The sequence below is a fragment of the Pseudomonas sp. NFACC25 genome, assembly GCF_900100935.1.
In the GTDB taxonomy this organism is placed as follows: Bacteria; Pseudomonadota; Gammaproteobacteria; order Pseudomonadales; family Pseudomonadaceae; genus Aquipseudomonas; species Aquipseudomonas marginalis.
The window spans coordinates 105,465-123,265 of the sequence record NZ_FMUC01000003.1 but is presented as its reverse complement, the minus strand read 5'-3'; the positions used below and the strand labels follow the sequence as shown (position 1 = coordinate 123,265).

General features: G+C 62.0%; 15 protein-coding genes. 9 read left to right on the top strand and 6 right to left on the bottom strand.

Going from position 1 to position 17,801, the window contains the following annotated elements; all coding sequences use genetic code 11:
• Positions 1-66 precede the first annotated feature (66 nt).
• The 3 genes from BLQ09_RS08245 to BLQ09_RS08235 all read left to right on the top strand — a co-directional run bounded on the left by BLQ09_RS08245 (position 67) and on the right by BLQ09_RS08235 (position 2,307).
• Positions 67-969 (top strand): chemotaxis protein CheV, encoded by a 903-nt coding sequence (locus tag BLQ09_RS08245; RefSeq protein ID WP_027604746.1) that lies wholly within the window; start codon positions 67-69, stop codon positions 967-969.
• A 3-nt stretch (positions 970-972) separates the two neighbouring features.
• Positions 973-1,455 (top strand): GNAT family N-acetyltransferase, encoded by a 483-nt coding sequence (locus tag BLQ09_RS08240; protein ID WP_065938570.1) that lies wholly within the window; start codon positions 973-975, stop codon positions 1,453-1,455.
• A 108-nt stretch (positions 1,456-1,563) separates the two neighbouring features.
• Positions 1,564-2,307 carry a YkgJ family cysteine cluster protein gene (locus BLQ09_RS08235; protein ID WP_027604748.1) on the top strand — a complete coding sequence of 248 codons (744 nt, stop codon included), beginning with the start codon at positions 1,564-1,566 and terminating at the stop codon, positions 2,305-2,307.
• Between the two features lie 17 nt (positions 2,308-2,324).
• Here BLQ09_RS08235 and BLQ09_RS08230 read toward each other — a convergent pair whose 3' ends face one another.
• Positions 2,325-3,107, bottom strand: coding sequence for a transporter substrate-binding domain-containing protein (locus BLQ09_RS08230; RefSeq protein WP_027604749.1), 783 nt, complete (start codon positions 3,105-3,107; stop codon positions 2,325-2,327).
• 166 nt (positions 3,108-3,273) lie between these two features.
• Positions 3,274-3,507 carry a hypothetical protein gene (locus BLQ09_RS08225; protein ID WP_092356174.1) on the bottom strand — a complete coding sequence of 78 codons (234 nt, stop codon included), beginning with the start codon at positions 3,505-3,507 and terminating at the stop codon, positions 3,274-3,276.
• Positions 3,508-3,720: 213 nt separating this feature from the next.
• Between BLQ09_RS08225 and BLQ09_RS08220 the strand changes: the two genes are divergently transcribed.
• From BLQ09_RS08220 to BLQ09_RS08195, 6 genes are all read left to right on the top strand, one after another.
• A complete protein-coding gene (locus BLQ09_RS08220; protein ID WP_092356171.1) occupies positions 3,721-4,887 on the top strand; it encodes an efflux RND transporter periplasmic adaptor subunit in 1,167 nt (388 codons plus the stop codon).
• A complete protein-coding gene (locus BLQ09_RS08215; protein WP_027604752.1) occupies positions 4,884-7,979 on the top strand; it encodes a multidrug efflux RND transporter permease subunit in 3,096 nt (1,031 codons plus the stop codon). The genes BLQ09_RS08220 and BLQ09_RS08215 overlap by 4 nt, the downstream gene beginning before the upstream one ends.
• A 31-nt stretch (positions 7,980-8,010) precedes the next feature.
• Complete coding sequence (locus BLQ09_RS08210) at positions 8,011-8,688, top strand: heavy metal response regulator transcription factor (protein ID WP_027604753.1); 678 nt, start codon at positions 8,011-8,013, stop codon at positions 8,686-8,688.
• A complete protein-coding gene (locus BLQ09_RS08205; RefSeq protein WP_027604754.1) occupies positions 8,678-10,042 on the top strand; it encodes a heavy metal sensor histidine kinase in 1,365 nt (454 codons plus the stop codon). Before BLQ09_RS08210 ends, BLQ09_RS08205 begins: the two co-directional genes overlap by 11 nt.
• 288 nt (positions 10,043-10,330) lie before the next feature.
• Positions 10,331-11,659 (top strand): OprD family porin, encoded by a 1,329-nt coding sequence (locus tag BLQ09_RS08200; protein ID WP_027604755.1) that lies wholly within the window; start codon positions 10,331-10,333, stop codon positions 11,657-11,659.
• 86 nt (positions 11,660-11,745) lie between these two features.
• Positions 11,746-13,239 carry a sensor domain-containing diguanylate cyclase gene (locus BLQ09_RS08195; protein ID WP_027604756.1) on the top strand — a complete coding sequence of 498 codons (1,494 nt, stop codon included), beginning with the start codon at positions 11,746-11,748 and terminating at the stop codon, positions 13,237-13,239.
• A gap of 106 nt (positions 13,240-13,345) precedes the next feature.
• On the opposite strand, the gene lpxC is transcribed toward BLQ09_RS08195, so the two are convergent.
• The 4 genes from lpxC to BLQ09_RS08175 form a co-directional block, all read right to left on the bottom strand.
• Positions 13,346-14,257 carry a UDP-3-O-acyl-N-acetylglucosamine deacetylase gene (gene lpxC, locus BLQ09_RS08190; RefSeq protein WP_003171886.1) on the bottom strand — a complete coding sequence of 304 codons (912 nt, stop codon included), beginning with the start codon at positions 14,255-14,257 and terminating at the stop codon, positions 13,346-13,348.
• 112 nt (positions 14,258-14,369) lie between these two features.
• Entirely contained in the window at positions 14,370-15,575 is a 1,206-nt protein-coding gene (ftsZ, locus tag BLQ09_RS08185; protein WP_017526184.1) for a cell division protein FtsZ, read from the bottom strand.
• A 74-nt stretch (positions 15,576-15,649) separates the two neighbouring features.
• Entirely contained in the window at positions 15,650-16,912 is a 1,263-nt protein-coding gene (gene ftsA / locus BLQ09_RS08180; protein WP_027604757.1) for a cell division protein FtsA, read from the bottom strand.
• Positions 16,913-16,927: 15 nt separating this feature from the next.
• Positions 16,928-17,797: a cell division protein FtsQ/DivIB gene (locus tag BLQ09_RS08175; protein WP_027604758.1), complete on the bottom strand. Its 870-nt coding sequence runs from the start codon at positions 17,795-17,797 to the stop codon at positions 16,928-16,930.
• Between the last annotated feature and the right edge of the window lie 4 nt (positions 17,798-17,801).

The window sequence follows — 17,801 nt, the reverse complement described above, 5'->3', positions numbered from 1 at the left end:
GCCTGGCTCTCCCGAGTCGATAACCTTCAATAGAAGTTCGTCATCCCTGATCCACAGAAGGTTTTTATGTCCACCACCAAAGCCCGCGCAGACTCACTCTCGCTTCTGCTCTTTACCTTGCGCAGCGGCAAGCTGATGGCCATCAACCTGCTGAAAGTCAGCGAGATCATCCCTTGCCCGCCGCTGACCAAGCTGCCGGAGTCCCATCCCCACGTCAAAGGCATCGCCACCCTGCGTGGCAATTCGTTGGCGGTGATCGACCTGAGTCGCGCCCTGGGGGAAATGCCCCTGGAAGACCCGAACGGCGGCTGCCTGATCGTCACCGACGTGAGCCGTTCCAAGCAGGGCCTGCATGTGCAGGCCGTGAGCAAGATCGTGCACTGCCTGACCACCGATATTCGTCCACCGCCCTACGGCTCCGGCGGCAACCGTGCGTTCATCACCGGGGTGACCCAGGTGGAAGGCGGCCTGGTGCAGGTGCTGGACATCGAAAAAGTCATCCACGGCATCGCCCCGGCGCCGATTGAAGCGGCGCCTACCGACCTGACCATGGAAGAGGCGGAAGTGCTCGGCAATGCGCGGATCCTGGTGGTGGATGACAGCCAGGTCGCCCTGCAGCAGTCGGTACACACCCTGCGCAACCTCGGCCTGACCTGCCACACCGCGCGCAGCGCCAAGGAAGCCATCGATGTGCTGCTGGAACTGCAAGGCACGGCCGCGCAGATCAATGTGGTGGTGTCGGACATCGAGATGTCCGAAATGGACGGTTATGCCCTGACCCGCACCCTGCGTGAAACCCCGGACTTCCAGGATCTCTACGTACTGCTGCATACCTCCCTGGACAGCGCGATGAACAGCGAAAAGGCGCGCCTGGCCGGTGCCAACGCGGTGCTGACCAAGTTCTCCTCGCCCGAACTGACCAAGTGCCTGGTGGTCGCCGCCCAGACCGTGGCGCAACAGGGGCTGTAACCGGTGGCGGAGTATTTCCAACTGCTGCGCCGCGACCTCACCGGCAGCCTGCCTGCACCGCAATGGCCGGCCCATACACAGTTGGATCACTACCGCGACGAGCTGGCCCCGGCGATCCATGCGGTGCTGCGCATGACCCAGGAGCAAGGGGGTGGCCGCGTTCCCCATCTGCACGCCTGGCAGCATCTGTTCGTCAGCGACGCCGAATTCGACCCCACGCTGTGCCTGGTGGCCAGCAATGGCGATGGCATTCTCGGCGTGGCGCAGTGCTGGACCAGCGCGTTTATCAAGAACCTGTCCGTGCATCCTTGCGCTCAAGGCCAAGGCCTGGGTCGCGCGTTGCTGCTGCACTGCTTCCAGGTGTTCAAGCAGCGTGGCGAACCCTATGTCGACCTCAAGGTGCTGGAGAGCAACCGGCGCGCCCGACAACTGTACGAAAGCGCGGGCATGGTCTTTGTGCTGCGGGATGTGGTCGCCGACGACTGACAGGCGCTGGCGCATAACTTGCTTCCAGAGCAGCACAACGGTGGATAGAGGTAAAAACCCGTCACTGTTCCTGCGTGCCCTCTGACCTAGCCTGGTGACAGATCCGCCATGAACACCCATTTTTCCTGCGTCGGTTGCGGCAAATGCTGCAGCGATCATCACGTCCCCCTGACCCTGCAGGAAGCCCGCCAATGGGCGGCTGACGGCGGTAACGTCATCGTTCTGGTGGAGGGTTTCCTGAGCAATGGCCTGGGCCTGCCTCAACTGCAGCGCGAACATGCCGAGCGCCGTTCGGTGGTGGTGCCCAGCGGCAACACCGAGGCGTTTGTGGCAATCACCTTTGCCGCCTACAACGCCGGGCGCTGCCGGAATCTTGACGCAGACAACCGATGCCGCATCTACGAGCGCCGCCCGTTGGTGTGCCGCATCTACCCGATGGAGATCAACCCCCATATCCCGCTCAACCCCGCCGCCAAGGATTGCCCGCCGGAATCCTGGGAACAGGGCCCGGCGTTGATCGTCGGGGGTGAATTGATGGACCCGGAGCTGGTGGAACTGATCCAACGCTCGCGCCAGGCCGACCGAGACGATGTGCAGACCAAGGAGGCGGTGTGCGCCTTGCTGGGCATCCGCACCACGGCCCTCAAGGGTGATGGGTTTACCGCGTACCTGCCGGACATGGGCGCGTTTGCCCAGGCGATTGAGCTGGCGGTGGACCGGCCGGCCGTGGCCAATGAGTGGGTGTTTCATGTATCGGGGATGGATATCGCCGAACAGTTGCTGGATGCCGGCGCGCAGATTGCCACCGAGGTGCCGGCCAACTATGCGTTTATCTCGCTGCGGGCGGCGTAGACCTTGAAGGCCGCCGATCAGTGCTCTGCAGGAACGGCGTCAAGGCGGTAGGGCTGGATGATCCGCTGGTACTCGCCGCTCTGCTTCAGTTGTTCAAGGGCGCAGTTGAGTTCGTTGCGCAATGCGGTGTCAGGTTTGCGCACCGCGATGGCCACACCATCGCCCAAAAGCTCGGACGAAATGGCAGGGCCGACGAAGTCGAAATCGTGGCCGTCTTCGGTGTCGAGCAAGGCTTCACGAATTTCTACCGTGCCTTGCAGGGTCGCATCAATCTCGCCGGTTTTAAGGCTGCTGACCAATTCATTGTTGAGCCAGAAACTCTTGACGATGACGCCATTCGGCGCCCACATCGAGCGGGCAAACGCCTCACGGCTACTTCCCAGCAACACGCCGATACGCTTGCCCTTGAGCGACTTTACCCGCGGCTGCAAGTTGGACATGCGGCGCGCCACCAGGCGCGTGGTGAAGGGGTAGAGGTTATCGGTGAAGCCCACCCAGCGTTGTCGTTGCGACGTCGGCGCCATCCCCATGATCGCGTCGAATTTCCTGGCTTCAAGGGAGATGAAATCTTCGGCAAGCACCTGGTCGACCCAGATGCAGCGTGCATTCAACTGCACGCACAGGGCGTTGCCCAACTCGATATTCAAGCCGACCAACTGCCCTTGCGGGTCGCGGCTCTGGAACGGGGGGAACTGTGCAGCAACGGCGAAACGGATTTCACGCAGCGGTGGATCATCGGCCGCAGAGGCATCCGCCGCAAGCAACAGGGCAAACACTACACAGATGTGTATCAGAGCCAAGGGAGACGTCCTTTTCCGGAAAGACCAGCATCGCCCTGCTTCCCCCTGAAATCACAGGGGCAGAGCAAAGGCTGTGCAAGCTTTCAAGAAACGGTCGTAGGCCTACAATCAGAAATTTCAGCAGAGGCTGTAGGCAATAATCGACACGATGTGCGACTTGTTAATCTCAGCGTTTACCCATCGAACGACGAGTACCCGGCGGTGCCATGCCTGGCGACTTGGTATGGCCGTTCTTGGCGCCGTTTTTGTACCACGGTTGGGCCGCATTCCTGGCCCCAGCCAACTCACCCGGCTTGAACGGAAACTTGAACGCCGGGATCTCGGCTTTTTCAACGCCTTCGGCGCTGGCCGGATCGACGTTGTCGGTCGCTTCAACAGGGGGTTGTGTCGGGGAAGTCATGAAAGCTCCGGGGCGTGCAGAAAATGATGCGGGGCCGGCTTGCGGGCCACACTGGCGCGCAGTATACCTGCGAGCTTCAGATCTTTAACCACCACCGGTACGAATGGTCGGAGTTTGCTGACAGCGCTGTCAGTTAGCCGTCACCGTGCTGACCGGGTTGAAGGGCTATAAAGACCGCTCACTCTCCCCATCCTTTGCCCCGGCGCCTCACCCATGCACATTCAACGAAAAACTGCCCTGATCGTGGGTGTCCTCGTGGTCGTGGCGGTTGCAGCCTGGGCGCTGACCCGCCCAGCCAAGGCCAGACTGGCAGCACCCACCGCGATCCCGGTGCGGGTGGTGAGCGTAGCGCAGCAGGACATTCCACGCTTTGTCAGCGGCATCGGTACGGTGTTGTCCCTGCACAGTGTGGTCATTCGCCCGCAGGTCGACGGCATTCTCACCCAATTGCCGGTCAAGGAAGGCCAGTGGGTCAAGGCCGGTGACCTACTGGCCAGAATCGATGATCGCTCGATCCGCGCCAGTCTCGACCAGGCCAGGGCGCAACTGGGCGAAAGCCAGGCGCAGTTGCAGGTGGCGCTGGTCAACCTCAAGCGCTACAAGGAATTGAGCGTCGACGACGGCGTATCCAAGCAGACCTACGACCAGCAACAAGCCCTGGTCAACCAGCTCAAGGCCACCGTCCAAGGTAACCAGGCCGCCATCGATGCAGCCCAGGTCCAGCTGTCCTACACCCAGATTCGCTCACCGGTCAGTGGCCGCGTCGGTATTCGCAATGTGGATGAAGGCAACTTCCTGCGCACCAGCGATACCCAGGGCCTGTTCTCCGTGACCCAGATCGACCCGATTGCCGTTGAGTTCTCTTTGCCGCAACAGATGCTGCCGACCCTGCAAGGCCTGATCGCCGCGCCTGCCAAGGCCAGCGTCGACGCCTACCTGGGTGCCGACACCGACGGCCAGACCGGCGACTTGCTCGGCGAAGGCCACTTGAGCCTGATCGACAACCAGATCAGCTCCACCACCGGCACCGTGCGCGCCAAGGCCGAGTTCAACAACGCCTCGCAACGCCTGTGGCCGGGGCAGCTGGTGACCATCAAGATCCAGACCGCCCTCGACAAAAATGCCTTGGTGGTGCCGCCGACCGTGGTGCAACGCGGCCTGGATTCGCACTTCGTGTACCGGGTCAACGGTGACAAGGTCGACGTGGTGCCGGTGCAAGTCACCTATCAAAACAGCGATATCAACATCATCAAGGGCGTGCAGGCCGGTGATCTACTGGTCAGTGATGGCCAGTCGCGGCTCAAGGCCGGTGCCCAGGTGGAGGTGCTCAAGGAACCCCCGCAGGTGATCCAGACCGTCGATACCAAGGTGCAGCCATGAACGGCAGCCGTTCACCCTCGGCCTGGTGCGTCGACCACCCGGTCGCCACCCTGCTGCTGACGTTTGCCCTGGTGCTGCTCGGGATCATTGCCTTCCCGCGCCTGGCCATCGCGCCACTGCCGGAGGCGGAATTTCCGACGATCCAGGTCACCGCACAACTGCCTGGCGCCAGCCCGGACACCATGGCGTCTTCGGTGGCGACGCCGCTGGAAGTGCAGTTCAGCGCCATTCCCGGCATGACCCAGATGACCTCCAGCAGTGCCTTGGGCTCAAGCCTGTTGACCCTGCAATTCACCCTCGACAAGAGCATCGACACCGCCGCGCAGGAAGTGCAGGCAGCGATCAACACCGCATCCGGCAAGCTGCCCAGCGACATGCCGAGCCTGCCCACCTGGAAGAAGGTCAACCCGGCGGACAGCCCGGTACTGATCCTCAGTGTCAGCTCCGACAGCATGCCCAGCACCGAGTTGAGCGACTATGTGGAAACCCTGCTGGCGCGGCAGATCAGCCAGATCGACGGCGTCGGCCAGATCAACATTACCGGCCAGCAGCGCCCGGCGATCCGCGTGCAGGCGTCCCCCGACAAACTCGCGGCCATCGGCCTGACCCTGGCCGATATTCGCCTGGCCATCCAGCAATCGAGCCTCAACCTGGCCAAGGGTGCGATCTACGGCGAGAACAGCGTGTCGACCCTGTCGACCAACGACCAGCTGTTTCACCCGGAGGACTACGCCCGACTGATCGTGTCCTACAAGGATGGCGCCCCCGTTCAACTGCGCGATATCGCCAAAGTCATCAACGGTTCGGAAAACGCCTACGTGCAGGCCTGGTCCGGCGACACACCGGGGGTCAACCTGGTGATCTCGCGCCAGCCCGGCGCCAACATTGTCGAGACGGTGGACCGCATCCAGGCCGAACTGCCGCGCCTGCAAGGCATGCTGCCGGCTTCGGTGCAGGTCAGCGTATTGACCGACCGCACCAAGACCATCCGCGCGTCCCTGCATGAAGTGGAAGTCACCCTGCTGATCGCCATCCTGCTGGTGGTGGCGGTGATGGCGCTGTTCCTGCGCCAGTTGTCGGCGACGCTGATTGTGTCCAGCGTGCTCGGCGTGTCGCTGGTCGCCAGTTTTGCCCTGATGTACCTGATGGGCTTCAGCCTGAACAACCTCACACTGGTGGCGATCGTGATCGCCGTGGGCTTTGTGGTCGACGATGCCATCGTGGTGGTGGAGAACATTCACCGCCACCTCGAAGCGGGGCTCGACAAGCGCGAAGCGGCGATCAAGGGCGCCGGCGAGATTGGCTTTACCGTGGTGTCCATCAGCTTCTCGCTGGTGGCGGCGTTTATTCCGCTGCTGTTCATGGGCGGTGTGGTCGGACGGTTGTTCAAGGAGTTCGCGCTGACGGCCACTTCGACCATCCTGATTTCGGTGGTGGTCTCCTTGACCCTGGCACCGACATTGGCCGCGCTGTTCATGCGCGCCCCGACCCATCCGGCCCACGACAAACCCGGCTTCAGCGAACGCCTGCTGGCCGGCTACGCGCGCAACCTGCGTCGCGCGCTGGCCCATCAGCGCAGCATGGCCGCGCTATTCGTGGTGACCCTGGCCCTGGCCGTGGCCGGCTACGTGTTTATCCCCAAGGGCTTCTTTCCGGTACAAGACACCGGTTTTGTGCTCGGCACCAGTGAGGCGGCGGCGGATGTGTCGTACCCGGACATGGTCGCCAAGCACAAGGCCCTGGCCGAGATCGTCAAGGATGACCCGGCGGTGCAGGCTTTTTCCCATTCGGTGGGGGTGACCGGCAGCAACCAGACCATCGCCAACGGGCGCTTCTGGATCGCCTTGAAAGACCGCGGTGATCGCGACGTGTCCGCCAGCCAGTTCATCGACCGCATCCGGCCCAAGCTCGCGAAAGTGCCGGGCATCGTGCTGTACCTGCGCGCGGGCCAGGACATCAACCTCAGCTCCGGCCCCAGCCGTGCCCAGTACCAGTACGTGCTCAAGAGCAACGACGGCCCGACACTCAACACCTGGACCCAGCGCCTGACCGAAAAACTGCGCGCCAACCCGGCGTTTCGCGACCTGTCCAACGACCTGCAACTGGGCGGCAGCATCACCCATATCAGCATTGATCGCCAGGCCGCCGCGCGCTTTGGCCTGACCGCCACCGATGTCGACCAGGCGCTCTACGACGCCTTCGGCCAGCGCCAGATCAACGAGTTCCAGACCGAGATCAACCAGTACCAGGTGGTGCTGGAGCTGGACAGCCAACAGCGCGGCAAGGCCGAAAGCCTGAACTACTTCTACCTGCGATCAAAGCTGACCAATGAGATGGTGCCGTTGTCGGCAGTGGCCAAGGTCGACCCACCGACCGTGGGGCCTCTGTCCATCAGCCATGACGGCATGTTCCCCGCCGCCAACCTGTCGTTCAACCTGGCACCCGGTGTGGCGCTGGGTGACGCGGTGATCATGCTCAACCAGGCCAAGAATGAAATCGGCATGCCGACCACCATCATCGGCAACTTCCAGGGCGCGGCCCAGGCGTTCCAGAGTTCGCTGGCCAGCCAGCCGTGGCTGATCCTCGCGGCGCTGGTGGCGGTCTACATCATTCTGGGTGTGTTGTATGAGAGCTTCGTGCACCCGCTGACGATTATCTCCACCTTGCCCTCGGCGGGGCTGGGCGCGCTGATCATGCTGTCGCTGATGGGCCAGGACTTTTCGATCATGGCGCTGATCGGCCTGGTGTTGCTGATCGGCATCGTGAAGAAGAACGGCATCCTGATGATCGACTTTGCCCTGGACGCCCAGCGGGTGCGCGGGCTACCGCCGGAGGAGGCGATCTATGAAGCCTGCATCACGCGGTTCCGGCCGATCATCATGACCACACTCGCCGCCCTGCTGGGCGCGGTACCGCTGATGCTCGGCGCCGGCCCTGGCGCGGAAATGCGCCAGCCCCTGGGCATCGCGGTAGTCGGCGGCTTGCTGGTGAGCCAGGCGCTGACGCTGTTCACCACACCGGTCATATACTTGTACCTTGAGAAATTTTTCCACCGGCCCAAACCAGCGGCTGAGCTGGCAACCACACATTGAGGCCAAGGCACCGTCCTGGAGCAAAAGGCTCATGCGCGTACTGATTGTTGAAGATGAAGAAAAAACCGCCGATTACCTGCACCGCGGCCTGACGGAGCAAGGCTACGCCGTCGATGTGGCGCGCGAGGGTGTCGAGGGCCTGCACCTGGCGCTGGAGAACGATTACGCGGTGATCGTGCTCGACGTGATGCTGCCCGGCCTCGATGGCTTTGGCGTGCTGCGTGCATTACGCGCGCGCAAGCAGACGCCGGTGATCATGCTCACCGCCCGCGAGCGCGTGGAAGACCGTATCCGCGGCCTGCGCGAAGGCGCCGACGATTACCTCGGCAAACCGTTTTCCTTCCTCGAACTGGTGGCGCGCCTGCAAGCCCTGACCCGCCGCAGCGGCGGCCATGAACCGGTGCAGGTCACGGTCGCCGACCTGTGGATCGACCTGATCAGCCGCAAGGCCAGCCGCAATGGCGTGCGCCTGGACCTGACCGCCAAGGAGTTCTCGCTGCTCAGCGTATTGGCGCGGCGCCAGGGCGAAATCCTCTCCAAGACCTCGATTGCGGAAATGGTCTGGGACATCAATTTCGACAGCGACGCCAACGTGGTCGAGGTGGCCATCAAGCGCCTGCGCGCCAAGCTTGACGGGCCGTTCGAACACAAGCTGCTGCACACCATTCGCGGCATGGGTTATGTGCTGGAGAATCGCAGTGTCGGCTAACTCCATTGCCCTGCGCCTCAGCAGCATGTTCACCCTGGTGGCGGCGCTGATATTCCTGTTGATCGGCGGCGCGCTGTATCAGCAGGTGGACCGCAGCCTGGGCTTGCTGCCAGGGGCGGAGCTGGACGCGCGCTACAGCGTGTTGGAATCCTCTGTGAACCGCTTCGGCACGCCGGACCATTGGGTGAAGATTCAAGCCAAGCTCAAATTACTCGGCGAGGAAGACAAGCGCATCCGCTTCTGGGTCGTCAGCAGCGATCCGACCTACGAGTATGGCAACCCCGATGCGCAGATCCGCGCCTTCGCCGAGGGCCCGACCGGCAAGCGGGATCTGCGCCTGCCGGGGCGCGAGTACCCGTTCAAGGTGCTGGTGAGCCAGTTCCCGGCCAAGGACCAACGCCCGCCGCTGCGCTTCATGATTGCCATCGACACCGAAAACTTCCGCGCCACCCAGCACCACCTGCTGGTGGCGCTGGTCAGCCTGGCGCTGGTCGGCGTGGTGCTGGCCGCGCTGCTGGGGTTCTGGGTGTCGCGCATTGGCCTCAAGCCGCTGGGCAAACTCTCGGATGAAGCACAGAAACTGGCGCCACCGAAGCTCTCCGGGCGCCTGCAACTGTCGCCGCTGCCGCCGGAGCTGAGTCAGTTCGTCAACTCGTTCAACGCCACTCTGGACCGCGTGGAACAGGCCTACTCGCGCCTGGAGTCGTTCAACGCCGACGTCGCCCACGAACTGCGCTCGCCGCTGACCAACCTGATCGGCCAGACCCAGGTTGCCCTGACACGCGGGCGCTCGGCCGAGCACTACTTCGAGGTGCTGCAATCCAATCTCGAGGAATTGGAACGCCTGCGTTCGATCATCAACGACATGCTGTTCCTCGCCAGCGCCGACCAGGGCAGCAAGGCCACCAAGCTGAGCGAAAGCTCCCTGGCCGATGAAGTGGCGACCACTCTCGACTACCTGGACTTCATCCTTGAAGACGCCCAGGTTCAGGTACGCGTGCATGGCGACGCCCGGGTGCAGATCGAAAAAGCCCACCTGCGCCGCGCCCTGATCAACCTGCTGAGCAATGCGGTGCAGCACACCGCGCCCGGGCAGGTGATCGACGTGAACATCGACGTGCTGGAGCATCAGGTGGCAATCGGCGTGACCAACCCTGGTGACGTGATTGCCAGCGAACACCTGCCCCGGCTGTTCGAACGCTTCTATCGGGTGGACGCGTCGCGCAGCAACAGCGGGGCGAATCACGGCTTGGGGCTGGCCATCGTCAAGGCGATTGCCTTGATGCACGGCGGTGATGTGTTCGTGCGCAGCGATGTCAGCGGCAATACCTTTGGCATTACCCTGCCGGTCTAGACATCTCCCCCATGGCCCTCAGCATCACTGTTGCTGTTTTGGCAACAGTCATTATCTTGTTACACTCTGTATCGCAGCGCTCGCCTGCGTTAATTTGACGCATCGATGAGCGCGACGGCAAAGGCAGCTGACCCGCTTACCCGAATTTCCCTCGACTTATTTCCAGGGCTCTACACTGGGAATCTGTCTTAAAGCCGCTGACTTCAGCGGCTTTTTTTTGCGGTAAAAAAAGGCCAGGCACACCCCCACGACACTGGCCGTTTTCGATTGACCAAAGGAGCTCCACCGGTGAAGAACTCGCTGACGTTCACCCCGTTATTCCTCGCGATTGCAGCAACGATCGTTCCCCTTGCCCACGCGGCAGACACCACCCCCGCCGACGGATTCGTCGAAGGCTCGCACCTCGACATCAACACCCGCAACTACTACATGAACCGCGACCGTCGCGACCTCCACACCGATGACAGCAAGGAATGGGGCCAAGGTTTTATTGGCACCTTCGAATCCGGCTACACCCAGGGCACCGTCGGCTTCGGCCTGGACGCCCACGCCATGCTTGGCCTCAAGCTCGACGGCGGTGGCGGCACCGACGGTTCCAGCATCCTTCCCTACGGCAGTGCTGACGGCAGCGGCAAAGCGCCCGGTGCGTTCTCCACCGCAGGGGGCACCTTGAAGATGCGCGCCTTCGACACCGAGCTGAAGGCCGGTGACCTGTTCCTCAACAACCCGGTGATCGCCGGCGGCATGACGCGCATGCTGCCGCAGACTTTCCGTGGAGTGAGCCTGAGCAACCACAGTTTCGACGGCTGGATGCTCGAAGGCGGCCAGGCCAGCTTCACCAAGCTCTACAACCAGAGTGGTCACCGACGCATCGGCACCAGCTATGGCGCATTGCCCAGCAACGCTGACAGCCAGCACATGAATTGGGCGGGCGTGTCGTTCAGCGGCATCCCGGGAGTGACCAGCAACCTGTACGCTTCCGAACTCAAGGACGTGTGGCACCAGTACTACTACGACCTGGACTACACCTACGCGCTGAACGACCTGGTCAGCCTCAACCCGGGCCTGCACTACTACCACACCCAGGACACCGGCCAGTCGCTGCTCGGGGATATCGACAACAACACCTACAGCCTGCACTTCACTGTCGGCGTGGGCCACCACAGCGTCACCGCCGCCTACCAGCGGGTCAACGGCAACACGCCGTTCGACTACATCAGCCAGGGCGACAGCGTGTACCTGGACAACTCCCAGCAATACTCGGACTTCAACGGCCCCAATGAGCGCTCATGGAAGCTCAAGTACGCCTACGACTTCGCGGGCCTCGGCATGCCTGGCCTGACCTCGGCGGTGTCCTACATCAGCGGTAAGACCGACCTGACCAAAGTCGACCCGCAAAGCCGTGGCTACAGTGCCTGGTACAGCGCCGATGGCAAGGACGCCAGACACTGGGAACGGGATATCGATGTGAAGTATGTGGTGCAGGGCGGCAAGGCCAAGGATCTGGCGATGCGCCTGCAATGGGCAACCAATCGTGGCAGTCATGGCTACTCGGCGGTGGACCGGGATGTGGATGAGTACCGAGTGATCGTCGACTACCCGATCAACGTGTTCTAACGCGCAGATCTTTCTTTTTAACCGAGTATTTAATTTTCATCGGGTAGAACTAAACTGCCAGCATCCACATCGCTGAAGTCTGCCCGATGAGTCAACGCCGTGTCCGTACCCTGGCCGCACGCCCAGAACTGTTAATGGTTCTGGGCAGCGGTATCACTGTTGTCTTGATCGTGGTCATCGTCGCCGCGTTGCTGATCCGCGAACACGCCAGCACCCTGCAGGCCGCTACGCGCTCAACCACCAATATCGCCCAGTTGATCAACGCCGACGTGCTACGGAACGTCGAGCTCTACGACCTGGCACTCAAAGGGTTGATTGCCGCCAAACAACGCGAAGACCTGTCCCAGGTTACGGCGAATATCCAGCACCTGGTGCAGTTTGACTTGTCCACTGCCGCACCTTTCAAGGGTGAAGTGTTGTTGTTGGACGCCGACGGCGCGGTGATCGCGGACTCTTCCACCCTGCAGCCCACCCCGCGCAACTTTGCCAGCCGCGATTACTTCCAGGTGCATGCCAAAGACGCCCAGGCCGGTTTGTTCATCAGCCGACCGTTCAAGATCCACTGCGATTGCGACCAGGTCTGGCGCATGGCGTTCAGTCGGCGCGTATCAGGCCCCAATGGTGAATTTGCCGGCGTTGCCGTCGCAACCATGCGCCTGGCGTACTTCGATCAGCTTTTCAGTACGCTCACCATCGGCAACGGCAGCAGCGTCAACCTGCTGAGCAACCGAGGCATTTTGCTCGCCCAGCAACCGCTGCTGGAGCGCGACATGATCGACAAGGACCTGAGCGAACGTCCCAACTTCAAGCGCATGCTGCGCGAAGGCAGTGGCAGCTTCCAGGCCATCTCTGCCATCAGCGGCAAGGAGCGCCTGTACACCTTCACCAATGTCGGAGACCTGCCGCTGATTGTGGTGGTGGCCCTGTCCAGTGAAGATGTATTCGCCCCCTGGAAGCGCGCCGCACTGCTGACCAGTGGCGCCACGGGCATCCTGTGTATCGGCTTGTTATGGCTGACCTGGATGCTGCGCCGGGAACTGCGCCGCCGTTATCGCGCAGAGCGCGTCCTGTCAGAACTGGCAGCCACCGACGCCCTGACCGGCCTGGCCAACCGCCGCATCCTCGACGAACGCCTGCGCCTTGAATGGGACCGGGCGCAACGTTCGCTCGAACCACTGACTGTGCTGATGATCGACGTGGACCACTTCAAGGCCTTCAACGACCGCCACGGCCATCATGGTGGCGATGCAGCACTGCGCACGGTGGCCCAGGTTATCAGCGCCAATATCCGCCGCCCTGCCGACCTCGCAGCGCGTTACGGCGGCGAGGAGTTCGCGGTGGTGCTACCCAATACGGACGCCAAGGGCGCGTGGGTCATCGCCGAGCATATCCGCAGCAGCATCGAACATTTGCCGCGGGTGGCGGGGGATGAGCAGCCGATCACGGCGAGCATCGGCATGAGCACCCGGGACAAGCGCAGCCGGATGTCCCTGGAGGGCTTGCTGCTCAGTGCGGACCGGGCGTTGTATGAGGCCAAGCACACGGGGCGCAATCGGATTGTGGATGCCAGTGAGGGGTGATGATCGCCACCACGCTGCGCATGGGAACGAGGGAGGCGCGTCACAGGCACATAAAAAAAGGCCACCCGAAGGCAGCCTTTAAAAACTAAAGAAAGAGAGTTGTTACTTACACCGCCGCAACGGGACGCATGTAAGAGATCGGTGCGGTGCTGGCATCTTCGAAGGTCACGACTTCCCAAGCGTCTGTCTGCTCAATCAACTTGCGCAGCAGCTGGTTGTTAAGGGCGTGGCCCGACTTGAAGCCTTTGAACTCGCCTATCAGGCTATTGCCCAGCAGGTAGAGGTCACCGATTGCATCGAGGATCTTGTGCTTCACGAATTCGTCTTCATAGCGAAGGCCGTCTTCGTTCAGTACACCATCCGCGTCGACCACAATGGCGTTTTCAACGCTGCCGCCGAGTGCGAGGTTGTGCTTGCGCAGGTACTCGATGTCACTCATGAAACCAAAGGTACGGGCGCGGCTGACTTCTTTTACGAACGAAGTGCTGGAAAAATCCACGCTTGCACTCTGGGTGCGGTCACGGAATACCGGGTGATCGAAATCGATCTCAAAGCTCACTTTAAAGCCTTCGAACGGGACGAAGGTGGCGCGCTTGTCGCCGTCTTCTACTGTCACTTCCCGCAGAATGCGTATGAACTTCTTGGCTGCGTCCTGTTCTTCCAGGCCGGCAGATTGAATCAAGAATACGAAGGGTCCAGCGCTGCCATCCATGATCGGGACTTCGGACGCGGAGAGCTCGACGTAGGCGTTATCGATGCCCAAACCGGCCATGGCCGAGAGCAAGTGCTCCACCGTGTCCACTTTGACGTCACCGTTGACCAACGTGGTCGACATCGTGGTTTCGCCAACATTTTCCGCGCGAGCAGGAATCTGCACCACAGGGTCCAGGTCGGCACGCACAAACACGATGCCGGTGTCGACAGGTGCAGGCTTGAGGGTCAGGTATACCTTCTCCCCGGAGTGCAGACCTACACCTGTGGCACGAATAATATTCTTCAGGGTGCGTTGTTTAATCATGGCTTGGACCGCTTCAGCGCAAATTGCGAACTGGTATCAACAAAGGCTGGCGATAATAGCAGACCAGACCTTTGCTGAACACCAATCACCTTCATAGCCCTGATACATTCCATTAATCGGCCTGACGACGCAGGAATGCCGGGATGTCCAGGTAGTCCAGATCATCTTGCGGATTCGGGCTACGGGACGCCGCAGCACCGGCCTGAGCCTGGTTGCGCATCACGGTCGGACGATCCAGGTCACGGTAGTTCACCGACGGCAGTTCCTGGCGCGAAGGCGCTGGAGCGGCAGCCGCTTGGCTCGCGTGGCTGGCCTGGCTGTTATGCAGGGTGTTGTCGATGACCTTCACAGGCTTCTCGATTTTCGCGCCCAGGCCGGTGGCAACCACGGTCACGTGCAGCTCGTCGCGCATGTCCGGATCGATAACGGTACCGACCTTGACCATGGCGTGCTCGGAAGCGAAGGCTTCGATGATGCTACCCACATCGGAGTACTCACCCAGGGACAGGTCAGGACCGGCGGTGATATTCACCAGGATGCCGCGTGCGCCTTGCAGGTTCACGTCTTCCAGCAACGGGTTGCGGATGGCCGCTTCGGTGGCTTCGCGTGCACGGTTCGGACCGCTGGCGCAGCCAGTGCCCATCATCGCCATGCCCATTTCGCTCATGACAGTACGGACGTCGGCAAAGTCGACGTTGATCATGCCCGGGCGCTTGATGATGTCGGAGATACCGCGAACGGCACCGGCCAGTACATCGTCAGCCTTGGCGAATGCGGACAGCAGGCTCGCGTCCTTGCCCAGGATGGTCAGCAGCTTCTCGTTGGGAATGGTGATCAACGAGTCGACGCTTTCAGACAGCAGACGGATACCTTCGTCGGCGATCTGCATGCGCTTGCGGCCTTCGAATGGGAACGGACGGGTCACGACCGCGACCGTCAGAATCCCCATTTCCTTGGCCACTTCGGCAATGATCGGCGCTGCACCGGTACCGGTACCGCCGCCCATGCCCGTGGTGATGAACACCATGTTGGTGCCCTGCAGCACTTCGGCAATACGCTCGCGGTCTTCCAGGGCGGCTTGACGGCCGACTTCCGGATTGGCGCCGGCGCCGAGGCCCTTGGTCACGGCTGTGCCCAATTGCAGGATGGTCCGCGCGCCGATGCTTTTCAGCGCCTGGGCGTCAGTGTTGGCGCAGATGAATTCAACGCCTTCAATGTTGCTCTTGACCATATGGTTGACAGCGTTGCCGCCGCCACCGCCGACACCGATCACTTTGATGACCGGGCTGGCGGGGATGTTGTCTACGAGTTCGAACATGTTCCCTCTCCTTTCGTTTTCTCTAGTTTTTTCGCCTACTGCTTGTTTCGGTGCTGCGGTGTTGCGGTAAATCTTTAGAAATTGCCCTTGACCCACGCCTGCAGCCGCTCGAACAACGGCGCCTTGGCCTCGTCGTCGCTGCGGTAGCTGTCACGGTTGCTCGGGCCCGACAGGGAAATGCCGTCGGTCTGCTTTTGCAGCCCGTACAACAGCAAGCCCACACCGGTGGAATAAATCGGGTTGCGCACCACGTCGCCCAGGCCTTTGACGCCATGGGGAACACCCAGGCGGACCGGCATGTGGAAGATTTCCTCGGCCAGTTCGACCGCGCCTTCCATCTTCGAGGTGCCACCGGTCAGCACGATGCCGGCCGGGATCAAATCTTCGTAGCCGCTGCGGCGCAGTTCAGCCTGGATCAGGGTGAACAGCTCGTCGTAGCGCGGCTCGACCACTTCGGCCAGGGCCTGGCGCGACAACTCACGCGGTGGACGGTCGCCCACGCTTGGCACCTTGATGGTTTCACCGGCACCGGCCAGCTTGGCCAGGGCGCAGGCGTAGCGGATCTTGATTTCTTCGGCGTACTGGGTCGGTGTACGCAGCGCCATGGCGATGTCGTTGGTCACCTGGTCGCCGGCAATCGGGATCACGGCGGTGTGACGGATCGCACCCTCGGTGAAGATCGCGATGTCGGTGGTGCCGCCGCCGATGTCTACCAGGCATACGCCAAGCTCTTTTTCGTCGTCGGTCAGTACCGAATACGCGGAGGCAAGCTGCTCGAGAATGATGTCGTCGATTTCCAGGCCGCAGCGGCGCACGCATTTTTCAATGTTCTGCGCGGCGTTGACGGCACAGGTCACCACGTGGACCTTGGCTTCCAGACGTACGCCCGACATGCCCAGGGGCTCGCGGACGCCTTCCTGGTTATCGATCACGTAGTCCTGCGGCAGGGTGTGCAGCACGCGCTGGTCAGCCGGGATCGCCACGGCCTGGGCGGCGTCGAGGACGCGCTCAAGGTCGGCGGCGCTGACTTCACGGTCGCGAATCGCCACGATGCCGTGGGAGTTCAGGCTGCGGATATGGTTGCCCGCCACGCCGACGAACGCCGAGTGAATCCGGCAACCGGCCATCAGCTGCGCTTCTTCGATGGCGCGCTGGATCGATTGCACGGTGGACTCGATGTTGACCACCACGCCCTTCTTCAGGCCACGGGACGGATGCGTGCCAATACCGACGATTTCGATCGTGCCGTCTTCCCCGACCTCGCCCACCAGCGCCACCACCTTGGAGGTGCCGATATCGAGACCGACGATCATTTTGCCGCTTTGCACGTTTGCCATGGGTCCTGCCTCTTCTTAATTCTTCGCGACAGCGGGTTGCGCTGCCGTGGGCGCAGCCGGTTCACGCCAGCCGACGGCAAGGCCGTTGGCGTAACGCAGGTCGACGCTCGCAATGTTCGTAATCTGTTCTTTCAAGGTCTTGTCATAGATGGCGATGAAACGGCGCATCTTTTCCACCAGGCGGTCGCGTCCCAGCAACAACTGGATGCCCGGGCCGGAACTGCCTGCCCCGGTCGTCAAAAACCAGCTGCCCCGTTCACGCAGTTCCAGGCGTGCAATGGAGAAGCCCATTGGCCGCAGCATCTGGCTCAGGGCCTGGTACTGCTGCATCACTTGCTGCTGCGCCCGCTGCGGCCCGAACAGCTGCGGCAGGTGCTCGTAGTTGGCCAGCTCACGCGGAGTGAACGCCTGGCCCTGGTTGTTCAACAGCGCCTCATCGCCCCAACGGGCCACGGGCAGTTGCTCTTCCAGGCGGATCGTCACCTGGTCCGGCCAGACGCGGCGGACTTCGGCGTGGGCGATCCACGGCATCTGCTCCAGCTCCCGACGCATACCGGCCAGGTCAATGGTGAAGAAGCTCGCGGCCAGGAACGGGCCGATACGCTGCTGCACCGCTTGCTGGCTGATGTAGCTCAGGTCGCCCTGCACGCTGATCTTGGTGATCGGCCGGTCGGCGTACGGCAATAGACGCTGCGCGCCCTCGTAAGTGCCGAAGCCCAACACCACCAGCATCACCGGCCAGAACAGCGCCTTGAGGAAACCAAAGTTGGCTTTCGGCAGGCGCGCCGACATCGGCTCTTTAGCCACCATTCGACTGGCACCCCGTGGCACCGGCTTGCGGCTCGGTGCTTGTGGGGGCTGATGACGAAGCGATGCGCCTTTCATGTCC

What these genes read in the sequence shown, in the direction of transcription:
- BLQ09_RS08245 (WP_027604746.1), top strand. Translation starts at nt 67, where the DNA reads ATGTCCACCACCAAAGCCCGCGCAGACTCACTCTCGCTTCTGCTCTTT.
- BLQ09_RS08235 (WP_027604748.1), top strand. Translation starts at nt 1,564, where the DNA reads ATGAACACCCATTTTTCCTGCGTCGGTTGCGGCAAATGCTGCAGCGAT.
- BLQ09_RS08225 (WP_092356174.1), bottom strand. Translation starts at nt 3,507, where the DNA reads ATGACTTCCCCGACACAACCCCCTGTTGAAGCGACCGACAACGTCGAT.
- BLQ09_RS08220 (WP_092356171.1), top strand. Translation starts at nt 3,721, where the DNA reads ATGCACATTCAACGAAAAACTGCCCTGATCGTGGGTGTCCTCGTGGTC.
- BLQ09_RS08215 (WP_027604752.1), top strand. Translation starts at nt 4,884, where the DNA reads ATGAACGGCAGCCGTTCACCCTCGGCCTGGTGCGTCGACCACCCGGTC.
- BLQ09_RS08210 (WP_027604753.1), top strand. Translation starts at nt 8,011, where the DNA reads ATGCGCGTACTGATTGTTGAAGATGAAGAAAAAACCGCCGATTACCTG.
- BLQ09_RS08195 (WP_027604756.1), top strand. Translation starts at nt 11,746, where the DNA reads ATGAGTCAACGCCGTGTCCGTACCCTGGCCGCACGCCCAGAACTGTTA.
- lpxC (WP_003171886.1), bottom strand. Translation starts at nt 14,257, where the DNA reads ATGATTAAACAACGCACCCTGAAGAATATTATTCGTGCCACAGGTGTA.
- ftsZ (WP_017526184.1), bottom strand. Translation starts at nt 15,575, where the DNA reads ATGTTCGAACTCGTAGACAACATCCCCGCCAGCCCGGTCATCAAAGTG.
- ftsA (WP_027604757.1), bottom strand. Translation starts at nt 16,912, where the DNA reads ATGGCAAACGTGCAAAGCGGCAAAATGATCGTCGGTCTCGATATCGGC.
- BLQ09_RS08175 (WP_027604758.1), bottom strand. Translation starts at nt 17,797, where the DNA reads ATGAAAGGCGCATCGCTTCGTCATCAGCCCCCACAAGCACCGAGCCGC.